At 59.6% G+C, this 12,885-nt stretch carries 11 protein-coding genes and 1 rRNA gene; 2 read left to right on the forward strand and 10 right to left on the reverse strand.

Going from position 1 to position 12,885, the window contains the following annotated elements; translation table 11 throughout:
- The 7 genes from AD659_RS22585 to AD659_RS22615 form a co-directional block, all read right to left on the reverse strand.
- Positions 1-448, reverse strand: a 16S ribosomal RNA gene (locus AD659_RS22585); the annotation flags it as partial.
- Between the two features lie 542 nt (positions 449-990).
- Positions 991-1,611, reverse strand: a complete 621-nt coding sequence (msrQ, locus tag AD659_RS22590) for a protein-methionine-sulfoxide reductase heme-binding subunit MsrQ (protein WP_053125260.1) — start codon at positions 1,609-1,611, stop codon at positions 991-993.
- On the reverse strand, positions 1,611-2,624 hold the full coding sequence (msrP, locus tag AD659_RS22595) for a protein-methionine-sulfoxide reductase catalytic subunit MsrP (RefSeq protein ID WP_053125262.1): 1,014 nt from the start codon (positions 2,622-2,624) through the stop codon (positions 1,611-1,613). Before msrP ends, msrQ begins: the two co-directional genes overlap by 1 nt.
- Positions 2,625-2,699: 75 nt before the next feature.
- Positions 2,700-3,545: a CDP-diacylglycerol--serine O-phosphatidyltransferase gene (pssA, locus tag AD659_RS22600; protein WP_053125264.1), complete on the reverse strand. Its 846-nt coding sequence runs from the start codon at positions 3,543-3,545 to the stop codon at positions 2,700-2,702.
- 144 nt (positions 3,546-3,689) lie between these two features.
- Entirely contained in the window at positions 3,690-4,706 is a 1,017-nt protein-coding gene (gene ilvC / locus AD659_RS22605) for a ketol-acid reductoisomerase (RefSeq protein ID WP_003185459.1), read from the reverse strand.
- A 45-nt stretch (positions 4,707-4,751) separates the two neighbouring features.
- Complete coding sequence (gene ilvN / locus AD659_RS22610; protein WP_003176102.1) at positions 4,752-5,243, reverse strand: acetolactate synthase small subunit; 492 nt, start codon at positions 5,241-5,243, stop codon at positions 4,752-4,754.
- Between the two features lie 2 nt (positions 5,244-5,245).
- Positions 5,246-6,970 (reverse strand): acetolactate synthase 3 large subunit, encoded by a 1,725-nt coding sequence (locus AD659_RS22615; protein WP_053125418.1) that lies wholly within the window; start codon positions 6,968-6,970, stop codon positions 5,246-5,248.
- 400 nt (positions 6,971-7,370) lie between these two features.
- Here AD659_RS22615 and AD659_RS22620 point away from each other — a divergent pair, with 400 nt between their 5' ends.
- Positions 7,371-7,793 carry a DUF4124 domain-containing protein gene (locus AD659_RS22620; protein WP_053125266.1) on the forward strand — a complete coding sequence of 141 codons (423 nt, stop codon included), beginning with the start codon at positions 7,371-7,373 and terminating at the stop codon, positions 7,791-7,793.
- Positions 7,794-7,799: 6 nt separating this feature from the next.
- Here AD659_RS22620 and AD659_RS22625 read toward each other — a convergent pair whose 3' ends face one another.
- From AD659_RS22625 to mrcB, 3 genes are read right to left on the reverse strand one after another with little or no spacing between them, the layout of a single operon-like run.
- Positions 7,800-8,129, reverse strand: a complete 330-nt coding sequence (locus AD659_RS22625; protein WP_053125268.1) for a YqcC family protein — start codon at positions 8,127-8,129, stop codon at positions 7,800-7,802.
- Positions 8,129-8,848: a tetratricopeptide repeat protein gene (locus tag AD659_RS22630; protein ID WP_053125270.1), complete on the reverse strand. Its 720-nt coding sequence runs from the start codon at positions 8,846-8,848 to the stop codon at positions 8,129-8,131. The genes AD659_RS22625 and AD659_RS22630 overlap by 1 nt, the downstream gene beginning before the upstream one ends.
- A gap of 16 nt (positions 8,849-8,864) precedes the next feature.
- Positions 8,865-11,183, reverse strand: a complete 2,319-nt coding sequence (gene mrcB, locus AD659_RS22635) for a penicillin-binding protein 1B (RefSeq protein ID WP_053125272.1) — start codon at positions 11,181-11,183, stop codon at positions 8,865-8,867.
- 118 nt (positions 11,184-11,301) lie between these two features.
- On the opposite strand from mrcB, the gene AD659_RS22640 reads away from it, so the two are divergent.
- Complete coding sequence (locus AD659_RS22640; protein ID WP_053125273.1) at positions 11,302-12,858, forward strand: bifunctional aminoglycoside phosphotransferase/ATP-binding protein; 1,557 nt, start codon at positions 11,302-11,304, stop codon at positions 12,856-12,858.
- The last annotated feature ends 27 nt before the right edge of the window (positions 12,859-12,885 follow it).

The raw sequence follows: 12,885 nt of genomic DNA on the forward strand, positions 1-12,885 counted from the left end.
CCTTCCTCCCAACTTAAAGTGCTTTACAATCCGAAGACCTTCTTCACACACGCGGCATGGCTGGATCAGGCTTTCGCCCATTGTCCAATATTCCCCACTGCTGCCTCCCGTAGGAGTCTGGACCGTGTCTCAGTTCCAGTGTGACTGATCATCCTCTCAGACCAGTTACGGATCGTCGCCTTGGTGAGCCATTACCCCACCAACTAGCTAATCCGACCTAGGCTCATCTGATAGCGCAAGGCCCGAAGGTCCCCTGCTTTCTCCCGTAGGACGTATGCGGTATTAGCGTCCGTTTCCGAGCGTTATCCCCCACTACCAGGCAGATTCCTAGGCATTACTCACCCGTCCGCCGCTCTCAAGAGGTGCAAGCACCTCTCTACCGCTCGACTTGCATGTGTTAGGCCTGCCGCCAGCGTTCAATCTGAGCCATGATCAAACTCTTCAGTTCAAACATCTTTGGGTTTTGAGAAAACCCTAAACTTGGCTCAGCAATCGTTGGTTACATCTTTGATTTCTCGCGGAGTAACTTGTGATGCTGATAATCTGTTGACTAGCAGTCTGACTCCACAAGCACCCACACGAATTGCTTGATTCAGTTGTTAAAGAGCGGTTGGCTGAGTCTTTCGTCTCAACCGAGGCGCGCATTCTACAGCGCCCCGTGTATCTGTCAAGCGGTTATTTTAAGAAGTTTTCAAAGTTTCCTTTGCAACTTCAACCACTTGCGCTTCCGATCTCTCGTTAGCGGGAGGCGAATTCTACAGCGTTACTCGCTGCTGTCAACACCTCTTTTTCACCGCTTTCGACCGAGATGATCGAACCGCCGATAGAGCCAAACAACACCGCTCTACCTGCTCCTTCCAAGCTTCGATGAACCGAAGCCCAACCCCTTCGAAACCTACTTAACTCATTGAATCTCAAGGAGTTTTCCGTTTCGACTGCGCCGGAAGTGGGGCGAATTATAGACTTCCAGAATCTGCCGTCAACCCCTAATTACGCTTTTGTTGCAGAAGTGACTTTCCTGCCCAGCAAACGCGGGATCCGGCGCGTAATCGACGGCACCCTCAACACCAGCAGTACGGCACCTATAAAGGCGTATATCGACCACTCCTTCAGATCCGCTCGCACGATCCATAGCATATGCAGCAATCCAAGCCCCAGGATCAGATACACCAGACGATGCAGTTTCTTCCAGCGCACGCCAAGCCGCCGCTGGCTGTAGCGATTGGAAGTAACTGCCAACACCAGTAAACCAAGAAACCCAAGCGCCCCGACAATAATGTAAGGCCGCTTGCTCAGCTCCACGCCCAACTGCGACCAGTCGAACCCAAGAATGAACGCCGCATAACCGCTCATATGCAGCACCACATAAGCAAAGCACCACAATCCCAACTGGCGCCTGACCGCAATCCACCCCGCCCACCCCGTCAATTTCTGCAAAGGCGTCATGCTCAGGGTGATCAACAACAGGATCAGCGTCCCCAACCCGAGCCGATCCACCAGCACTTTGCCCGGGTCAGGACCCAGCGAATTCATCAAGGCCTCGTAAAGCCACAATAACGGCCAGACCGCCGCCGCGATGAAGACACTAATTCGCCAGGCTGAAAAACGCATCAGTAGTCCTTCCTCAGGTCCATCCCTGCATATAAAGAAGCGACTTCATCCTGATAGCCGTTGAACATCAGCGTATCGCGAACATTGGGACTGAACAGTCCACTTGGCAAACGACGTTCACGCGCCTGAGTCCAGCGCGGGTGATCGACCATTGGATTGACGTTGGCATAAAAGCCGTACTCGTCAGATGCAATGCTCTGCCAGGTTGTCTTCGGCTGTTCGCTCACCAGGCTGATGCGCACGATGGACTTCACACTTTTAAACCCGTACTTCCACGGAACCACCAACCGTAACGGTGCGCCGTTCTGGTTCGGCAACTCCCGCCCGTACATTCCAACCGCCAGGATGGCCAACGGGTTCATCGCCTCGTCCAATCTCAAGCCTTCGACATACGGCCAGTCGATCAGGGCGAAACCGGAACGCTGCCCCGGCATGACCTTGGGATCCTGCAGGGTTTCGAAGCGGATGTACTTGGCCTTGGAGGTCGGCTCGACTTGCTTGAGCAATGCGGAAATGGGGAAGCCGATCCATGGGATGACCATTGACCAGGCCTCGACACAGCGCAGTCGATAAATCCGCTCCTCCAGTTGATAAGGCTTCATGAAGTCTTCCAACCCGTAGCGCCCCGGCTTGCCCACCTCCCCGTCCACCACCACGCTCCAGGGTTCGGTCTTCAAGGAACCGGCATTGGCTGCCGGATCGCCCTTATCCGTACCGAACTCGTAGAAGTTGTTGTAATGGGTCGCGTCCTTGAACGGTGTGATCGGTTCATTCTTCACCGTGACCGCCTCCCATTGGACGGAAGGCAGTTTCTCGGCAAACCAGGACGGCGCTTTGCCCGGTTCGACATCGGCATAACGCGCTGCGTCGGCCGCGCTGGCCCATTGCGGCAAGCTGCTCACGGCGAGACCCGCCACGGTTGCACCGAGCATTTGACGACGGGAGAGATAGAGGGACTCTGGCGTGACGTCCGATTCACGGCAGCCGGACGACTTGGGGATCTTGATCAGCATGACAACTCCGCAGTATTGGAGGGCAGGTGCACCAATAGACTGCGGAGTATGGGGGAAATTACATTAAGGCAACGTTTAGCGTCGGCGAAGACGCAACAAGTATTGCACCGGGCCGGAAGCCGCGTAGGCGAGGAATACCAGCAGCAGGATACGTGGCGGATCACTGAACACCACGGCAAATACCAGCACGACCGCCAGAATCGCAACGAACGGCACGCGCCCCTTCAGATCCAGCTCCTTGAAGCTGTTGTACTTGATGTTGCTGACCATCAGCATCCCGGCTGCGGCAACCAGCAGCGCCACGAGGAACGACATTTTTGAACCCTGGATGCCGTAGTCGCTGAATGCCCAGACCACACCGGCCACGACACCCGCCGCGGCCGGGCTGGCCAGGCCGATGAAGTAACGCTTGTCAGCCTTGCCGACCTGGGTGTTGAAACGCGCCAGGCGCAACGCCGCGCCCGCCACATAGATGAAGGCGACCATCCAGCCGACCTTGCCCATGTCCCCCAGCGCCCAACCGAACGCCAGCAAGGCGGGAGCCACGCCAAAAGCGACCATATCGGACAGCGAATCGTATTCGGCGCCGAACGCGCTCTGGGTATTGGTCATGCGCGCGACGCGGCCGTCCAGGCCATCGAGCACCATGGCGACGAAGATTGCAATGGCGGCGAACGCGAAGTAACGACTCGCCCCTGCGCTATCGCCAGCGCTCAAGGCGGCCTGGGCACTCATGGAACTGATGATGGAATAGAAACCGGCGAACAGGTTCGCGGTGGTGAACAGATTCGGCAGCAGATAGATGCCACGATGCCGGACCTTACGGCCTTCAGCGTCATGGCCTTCTTCGATGTGCTCATCGATGGGCAACAGGCTTTCGGCGTCAGGAGCCTGGTTTGGCTCGTCGGGACGTTCGCTCATGGACAATACCTTGCAACGGTGTGAAAAAATTCGACAGATGTCTGGGACGACGGTTCGGCCGCAAACGATGCAGCTTTATACCAGAAGCCATCGCCCAAACGAAAAAACGCGGCCAAGGCCGCGTTTTTCGATCAAGCTCGCGACTCAGTTCTTGGCTTTGTCGACGATCTTGTTGGCACCGATCCACGGCATCATCGAACGCAGTTGCTCGCCGATGATTTCGATACCGTGGGCGGCGTTGTTGCGACGCTTGGCGGTCATCGAAGGATAGCCGGTAGCGCCTTCGCTGATGAACATCTTGGCGTACTCACCGTCCTGAATACGTTTCAGGGCGTTGCGCATGGCCTGGCGGGATTCGGCGTTGATGACTTCCGGACCGGTCACGTACTCGCCGTATTCGGCATTGTTGGAGATCGAGTAGTTCATGTTGGCGATACCGCCTTCGTACATGAGGTCAACGATCAGCTTCAGTTCGTGCAGGCACTCGAAGTAGGCCATTTCTGGCGCATAGCCGGCTTCAACCAGGGTTTCGAAACCGGCCTTGACCAGCTCGACAGTACCGCCACACAGAACGGCTTGCTCGCCGAACAGGTCGGTTTCGGTCTCATCCTTGAAGGTGGTTTCGATGATGCCGGTACGACCGCCGCCAACACCGGCAGCGTAGGACAGGGCCACGTTCTTGGCGTTGCCGGACGCATCCTGGTAGATCGCGATCAGGTCAGGGATACCGCCGCCTTTCACGAACTCGGAACGCACGGTGTGACCCGGTGCCTTCGGCGCGATCATGATTACATCGAGGTCGGCACGTGGCACGACCTGGTTGTAGTGGATCGCGAAGCCGTGGGAGAAGGCCAGGGTGGCGCCTTTCTTGATGTTCGGCTCGATTTCGTTCTTGTACAACGCCGACTGGAACTCGTCCGGAGTCAGGATCATGACCAGGTCGGCTGCTGCAACAGCCGAAGCCACGTCGGTCACTTTCAGGCCGTGGGCCTCGGCCTTGGCAACGGTGGCCGAGCCTTTACGCAGGCCGACAGTCACGTCAACGCCGGAATCTTTCAGGTTGCACGCCTGGGCGTGACCCTGGGAACCGTAGCCGATGATGGCGACTTTCTTGCCCTGGATGATCGACAGGTCGCAGTCTTTATCGTAGAAAACTTTCATGAATTTCCCCTATATCCGGCCGTTCAGGCCATTCGCTAATTTGGTTTAGATGCTCAGTACTTTGTCGCCACGGGCAATCCCGGTGACGCCACTGCGTACGGTTTCCAGAATCGAGGCAGTGCCGATCGATTGAATGAAGCTGTCGAGCTTGTCGCTGGTACCGGTCAACTGAACGGTATAGACGCTGGCGCTGACATCGACGATCTGCCCACGATAAATATCGGTAGTACGTTTGATCTCGGCACGTTGGGCGCCGGTGGCCTTGACCTTGACCAGCATCAGTTCACGCTCGATGTGAGCGCTTTCCGACAGGTCCACCAGCTTGACCACCTCGATCAGCTTGTTCAGGTTCTTGGTGATCTGCTCGATGACTTCATCGTGCCCCACGGTGGTCAGCGTCAGGCGCGACAGGGTCGGGTCTTCGGTTGGCGCCACGGTCAGGCTTTCAATGTTGTAGTTGCGCTGCGAGAACAGGCCTACAACACGAGACAGCGCACCCGGTTCGTTTTCCAGAAGCAAGGAAATAATGTGTCGCATGATTAGGTACGCTCCGTCTTGCTCAGCCACATATCGCGCATGGAGCCGTCTTTGATCTGCATCGGGTAGACGTGCTCGCTGGTGTCGACCGCAATATCGATCACCACCAGGCGATCCTTCATGGCGAACGCTTCCTCCATCTTCGACTTCAAATCCTTCGATTCGGTGATGCGCACGCCAACGTGACCGTAGGCCTCCGCCAGCTTGACGAAGTCAGGCAGCGATTCCATGTACGAGTGCGAGTGACGGCTGCCGTAGCTCATGTCCTGCCACTGGCGAACCATCCCCAACACGCCGTTGTTCAGGATCACGATCTTCACCGGCAAACCGTATTGCAGGCAGGTGGACAGTTCCTGGATGTTCATCTGGATGCTGCCCTCGCCCGTGACGCAGGCGACGTCCACTTCCGGGAAGCTCAACTTGATGCCCATGGCCGCCGGGAAACCGAAGCCCATGGTGCCCAGGCCGCCGGAGTTGATCCAGCGGTTGGGTTTGTCGAACTTGTAGTACTGCGCAGCGAACATCTGGTGCTGGCCCACGTCGGAGGTCACAAAGGCATCGCCCTTGGTCACTTCGCACAGGGTTTCGATCACGGTCTGCGGCTTGATCACGCTGCCGTCGCCCTTGTCATAAGGGAACAGGCCGCGATCGCCGCGCCATTCATCGACCTGCTTCCACCAGCTGGCCACGGACTCCTTGTTCGGAACCTCGCCGATTTCCTTGAGAATGGCGACCATTTCGGTCAGCACGCTCTCTACCGGACCGACAATCGGCACGTCTGCCTTGATGGTCTTGGAGATGGACGCCGGGTCGATGTCGATGTGGATGATCTTGGCGTTCGGACAGAACTTCGCCGCGCCGTTGATCACACGGTCATCGAATCGCGCGCCGACCGCCAGGATCACATCGGCGTGGTGCATCGCCAGGTTGGCGGTGTAGCTACCGTGCATGCCGAGCATACCAATGAACTGACGGTCTGAACCCGGGAACGCACCCAGGCCCATCAGCGTATTGGTAACCGGCAGGTTGAGCATTTTCGCCAACTCGGTCAGCGGCGCGGAGCCACCGCCGAGGATCACGCCACCACCGGAGTACAGCACCGGGCGCTTGGCCGCCAGCAGCATCTCGGCCGCCTTGCGGATTTGCCCGGAGTGGCCACGGACCGCCGGGCTGTAGGAACGCAGCTTGGCTTTTTTCGGGAAGATGTATTCGAACTTCTCGGCCGGGTTGGTCATGTCTTTCGGGACATCGACCACAACCGGGCCCGGACGACCGGATTCGGCCAGGTAGAAGGCTTTCTTCATGACTTCCGGGATTTCCGACGCGTGCTTGATCATGAAGCTGTGCTTCACGATCGGCCGGGAGATACCGATCATGTCGGTTTCCTGGAACGCGTCGGTGCCCACCATGGTGCTGGGCACCTGGCCGGAAATGATCACCATCGGGATGGAGTCCATGTACGCGGTGGCGATACCGGTGATGGCGTTCGTGGCGCCTGGTCCGGACGTCACCAGGACCACGCCGGCCTTGCCGGTAGCACGGGCATAACCATCAGCCATATGAGTGGCCGCCTGCTCGTGACGAACCAGGATGTGGGTCACTTCCGGTTCTTTGAACAGGGCATCGTAGACATGAAGAAGAGCACCACCGGGGTACCCGTAGATATATTTGACGCCTTCGTCACGCAAAAAGCGGACGAGCATCTCACCGCCAGATAAAAGCTCCACGTTGTTCACCTCTAAAACGCCAGAATACCGACCCACAAAAGGGGACGGGTCTTAATAGGTTTACTTCTCGGCAGAGCATGAGCGACGGTGGTCGCCGACTACGTCAGCACTGACTGAGCAAGTATTGGGATCGTCCCAAGTGTTGCGGGCCTTTCCCACCCAGCGCGAGGTAACGCGTTGCGGGTGTAACAGGTCGGCGCGGATGTGCGCCTCATGATCTGCCGAGTGGGTCTGCTTCTGGCAGTCCCTCTACAGCGGACTTTGGATTCTTCTGTTTCGCCTCCTTCAAGTCAAGTCGTCTATGTGCTTTATTCGAAGTAAGCGCATGAGAACGCAAGAAAAAACCCTTAAACGGCAACTGTGTTAGCTTCAATTGCGCAATCCAAGACAAGGAAACAGCATGCGAATGATGTTATTGACGGCCAGCCTGCTGGTGGGCCTGAGCCCGATGAGCATGGCCGGCCCGATCTATAAATGGGTGGACCCCCAGGGCGTGACCCACTTCGGCGCCCAGCCGCCCCAGGGCGTAGAAGCGACGACCGTGGGCAAGTCCGCGGCGCCAGCGCCCAAACCACCGGCCGCCGCTTCAGGCGGGGTCATTGGCGACCAAAAGGCCATCGACCAACAGGTCAAGAAACAGGTTGCCGAGCAGGAAGCCCAGCTCAAGGCGTTCTGCGAACAGGCCCGGACCAACCTCGCGCAATTGCAGAACAACCCCAGGGTACGCGAAGACGTGGAGGGGGAAATGCGCCGCCTCACGGACGAAGAACGACGCCAGCGGATCGATGAGACCCGCCAACAGATCGAGGAGAACTGTCAGTAACGCCGGTCAGCCGACGTCGCTGATCAACTGATCGAACTGCGCCAGCAGCCGCTGCAACTCGGCGCCCTGCCCTGGCCGCTGGGCATAGACCATCTCGGCCATGGCAAGGATGCCCGAGGCGTTGGGCAGCGGCAGGTCGTTTTCCAGGATAGCTTTCATCCTCGGCAGGAAAATCCATTGCAGCCACTGTTCGAAATCCAGGGTGTCGACCGCGAACGGTTCGACACTGGCCAGCGCCTGCGCCGAAGGTGAAACCTCGCTCCACCAGCCCTGGACCCGCAGCTCACGCTCGATCAACAGCAGCTGATCGGCGATTTGGGGAAAACGCGTATCCATCAGAGCGAAACCTTAGCCTTCTGGCGGGCCAACGCCGCGCCAGCCGAATCGCCCTGTTTCTCACGGGCCTGGGCGATCAATTCCCACAGGCTGGCCTGAAGTGCCGGGCGACCACTGGCGAATGTCAGGCCACGGCGGGCCAATTGCTCGGCTTGCGGCGCATCGCCTTGAGCCATGCGCACCTGGGCCAGGCGATAAAGCACCTGCGGTTCGCGCGGCGCCACACGCTGGGCGCGCTCCAGGCTGGAAGACGCACCGTTGAGGTCACCGCCGGCTTGTTGCTGTTGCGCGGTGGTCAGCAGGGCCAGCACCGGGCCGTCCAACTGCTCATCGGCGGACAAACCGCCGGCACCTGCCGACGGGATGCTGCTCGGCGTCGAAGGCATGCTGTAGCTGCCCTGATCGATCGGCGAGGTTTCGATAGGGCCTGGCGTGATCGGACCCGTCGTGATCGGCGCGCTGCTGATCGGCGCCGAGGTCGTCGCGCCACCACCGGGCACCATCACGACGACACCGGTGTCGCCTTGCGGAATGGCCTGGGCCTGGCCCTGCACCGGCCGCTTCACAGTCGTTTGCCGGAAGCCGCCGCTGGCCGAGACCCGCTCGCTGTTGGACACAGCGGTGCCGGAGTCAACGACCGGAATCGAACCGCGTTGTACGGTAGAGCAACCACTGAGCAAAGCCACGGCCGTTACCGCTGGAATCAACCACTTGTTCACTTGAAACCCTCTTTGCTTAATTCATCCAGTCCTTGACCCAATCCATCACCGATTCGGCGGGATTCGTGCTGCCACAGGCGGCACCGGGTGGCGGTTCGCTGCCGCGAATATACGGCATCTGCACGGCACCCGGGCAATTGGCGTCGGAGCCTTGGCCCGTGTGCGAATCGACCCAGGCCTGGACGATATTGTCCGGTTGCGGCATGTCCAGCGGCAGCGGGTCGGCCTTGCGCATGAAACTGGTCCAGACCTGCAGCGCGCCGGTGGCACCGGTGAACGGGGTCTTGCCGTTGTCATCACGTCCGAGCCAGACCACGGCCAGCAGGTCCTGGCTGAAACCTGCGAACCAACTGTCACGCGAGTCGTTACTGGTACCGGTCTTGCCCGCCAGGGTCAGGGTCCGGGGCAGCACGTTATAGACCGAACTGCCGGTGCCTTCACGCATGACTCGCTGCATCGCGCTCTGGACCAGGTAAATGGAGGCCGGATCGAAACGCTGCTGGATCTGGAACGGATAACGCTTGAGCGGCTCGCCGTCGGCAGTCAGCACGCTGCGGATCCCGCGCATCGGCGTATTGAAACCGCCGTTGGCCAGCGTCTGGTACATGGCCGCCACTTCGATCGGCGTAAGGCCTCCGGCCCCCAGCAGCATCGACGGGAAGGCCGGGAATTCGCGGCTTACGCCCAGGCGCGCCAGGGTCTTGAGCACGTTCGGCACGCCGACTTCCAGCCCGAGGCGAGCCGTCGACAGGTTGTAGGAATGCGCCAGCCCCTGGTAAAGGAACACCGTGCCGTGGGGGCGACGATCATAGTTTTGTGGCGTCCAGACCTGCCCGTCCGCGCCCTTGATCGAGAACGACTCGTCGGACAGCCAGCTCGTCAGCGTGTACTGGCTGGGTTTTTCCAGCGCGGTGAGATACACCGCGGGCTTGATCAGCGAGCCGATCGGGCGCACTGCGTCCAATGCCCGGTTGAATCCCGCAAAGCTGGCCTGGCGACTGCCAATCATCGCTTGGACTTCACCGGTTTCCGGGTTGGTCACGACCATGGCCGCTTCGACTTCGTCGGAGCCCTTGCGCCCTGCCAGTCGCTTGAAGGTGTCCTCGACTGAGGCTTCGGCTTTCATCTGCAGGATCGGGTCGAAACTGGTGAAGATGCGCAGGCCTTCTTCGGTCAAGTCTTCGTCGCGGTAGTCTTCCCGCAGTTGACGCTTGACCAGGTCCATGAAGCCGGGGAACGAACTGTCCGCCAGGCTGCCACGCTTGGTCACGCCCAATGGCATCTTTTTCGCTGCTTCGACTTGCTCGGCGGTTGCCACACCTTGTTGCTGCAGCAGGTCGAGCACCAGGTTGCGCCGTTCGAGGGCGCGCTCCGGATTACGACGTGGATTGTAGGAAGAGGGCCCCTTGACCATGCCCACCAGCAAGGCCACCTGATGCAGCTTGAGCTCGGACAGTGGCTGGCTGAAGAAGAACTGGCTGGCCAGACCGAAACCGTGCACCGCGCGCTGGCCGTCCTGGCCGACGAACACCTCGTTGAGGTACGCCTCCAGAATCTCCTGTTTGTCGTAATGCAGCTCCAGCAACAGCGCCATCATGGCTTCGGTGAGCTTGCGGGTCAGGCTGCGCTCGTTGGTCAGGTAGAAGTTCTTGACCAGCTGTTGAGTCAGCGTACTGCCGCCCTGGCGCATATGGCCCGAGGAGGTGTTGACCCAGACGGCCCGGGCAATCGACTTGGGCGAGACGCCGAAGTGATGATAGAAGTCGCGGTCTTCGACAGCGATCAGCGTATCGAGCAGGAACGGTGGCACCTGGTCGATCTTGATCAGGATCCGGTCTTCGAGATTCTTGGGGTACAGGCCACCAATCAACAGCGGCTCAAGGCGCACCACTGACAGGCTCGCGTTGTTGGCGCCGGTCAGCGCGGCAACATAATCGCCGGAAAAACGCACCCGCACCGGTTGCGCCTGTTCCATGCCTTCATAAAACTGGAAACCACGGGTGTTGAGGTCGATGGTATTGCCATTGACCGAGGCCGCACCCGGACCATTGGCCACGCTTTCACGGCGATAACCCAAGGCATCGAGTTCGGTCAGGAAGTCAGCCTTGCTCAGCTTTTGTCCGACGAACAGCTCCAACGGCCGGGCATAGACCTTGGCCGGGATCGTCCAGCGCTTGCCGGAGAATTTCTCCTGGACCACGGCATCGAGATAGACCGCAAAACCGGCGAGCACGACGAGGCCCACCAGGCTGAGTTTAAGGGCCCAGCCCAGCCAGGGCCGCAGGCGGCTGGCGGGTGGTTTCTTGGGGGTACGGGGGGATCGGGTACGAGTCATGGCGGCGGATTATACGCACTTTGCTGCGGTTCAACATGAGCCCCCCACGCGGTTTGCGTTAGCGCGGCTTGCGGCCATAATGACGGCCTTGAATTTTCCAGTCTATGAAGGACCGCCCGTGAGCCAATCCCTGATCGCCGCCCTGCAAAACCCGACCCTCTACCCGCACCCCGTCGAAGAGTTCCAGGTCATCGAAACCCACATTTCCTGGGTGGTGCTCACCGGTCCCTACGCCTACAAATTCAAGAAGCCGGTCAATTTCGGCTTCCTCGACTTCACCAGCCTCGACGCGCGCAAGCATTTCTGTGGCGAAGAGTTGCGCCTGAACCAGCGCCTGACCCAGGACCTGTACCTGGAAGTCCTGCCGATTACCGGCAGCACCGAAGCGCCACAATTGGGCGGCGACGGCCCGGCCATCGAGTACGCCCTGAAAATGCGTCAATTCCCCCAGAGCCAATTGCTCAGCACGCTGCAGGCCAACGGCGAACTGACCACCGCGCACATCGACGAGATGGCCGCGCAGATCGCCCAGTTCCACCTCTCCACGCCCAAGGTGCCCGCCGACAACGCCGCCGGCACGCCGCAAAGCGTAATGGCGCCGGTGCTGCAAAACTTCGAGCAGATCCGCCCGTTCCTCAACGACAAGGCCGACCTGCTGCAACTCGAAGCGCTGCAAGCCTGGGCCGAAAGCAGTTTCGAACGCCTCAAGCCGCTGCTCACCCAGCGCAAGGCCGAAGGTTTCATCCGCGAATGCCACGGTGACATCCACTTGGGCAACGCCACCGTGATCGACGGCAAGGTGGTGATTTTCGACTGCATCGAATTCAACGAACCGTTCCGTTTCACCGACGTCTACGCCGACACCGGCTTCCTGGCAATGGACCTGGAAGATCGCGGCCTCAAATCGTTGGCGCGGCGTTTCGTCAGCCAGTACCTGGAACTGACCGGCGACTACCAGGGCCTGGAATTGCTGAACTTCTATAAAGCCTACCGCGCCCTCGTCCGGGCAAAAGTCGCACTGTTCAGCATGCCAGCCGAAGCCGATCCGGTGCAGCGCGCCACCACCCTGCGCCAATACCGCAACTACGCCAACCTGGCTGAAAGCTATAGCACCATTCCTTCGCCCTTCCTGGCCATCACCCACGGTGTTTCGGCCGTTGGCAAAAGTCATGTCGCGATGCGCCTGGTAGAAGCACTGGGCGCCATTCGCCTGCGTTCGGACGTGGAGCGCAAGCGCTTGTTTGGCCAGCAGCAGGTGCCTAACGACCCACAGGCCGGCATCTATAGCAGCGATGCCAGCAGTGCCACCTACGCCCACCTGCATGAAGTCGCCGCGACGATCCTGCGCGCCGGCTTCCCGGTGGTGATCGATGCCACCTACCTCAAGCACGATCAGCGCGATGCCGCGGCAAAAGTCGCCGAGGCCACCGGCGCGCCATTCCTGATTCTCGACTGCAATGCACCGCAAGCGATCATCGAAAGCCGACTTGCACAACGCCAGGCCGACCAGCAAGACCCCTCCGATGCGAATCTGGCAGTCATCGCCGCACAACAGTCCAGCCGTGAAGCCCTGACGCCAGCGGAAATTCTCTGCAGCAAACGGGTCCAAACCAACGAAAGCGGCACGCTCGACGTCGTGGTCGCGCAGATCCGCCAGCGCCTGCCACGCCTGTAAATCACTATTTCGACCGTGAAGCGATGT

Origin of the sequence: Pseudomonas thivervalensis (assembly GCF_001269655.1) — a bacterium.
Classification (GTDB): Bacteria; Pseudomonadota; Gammaproteobacteria; order Pseudomonadales; family Pseudomonadaceae; genus Aquipseudomonas; species Aquipseudomonas thivervalensis.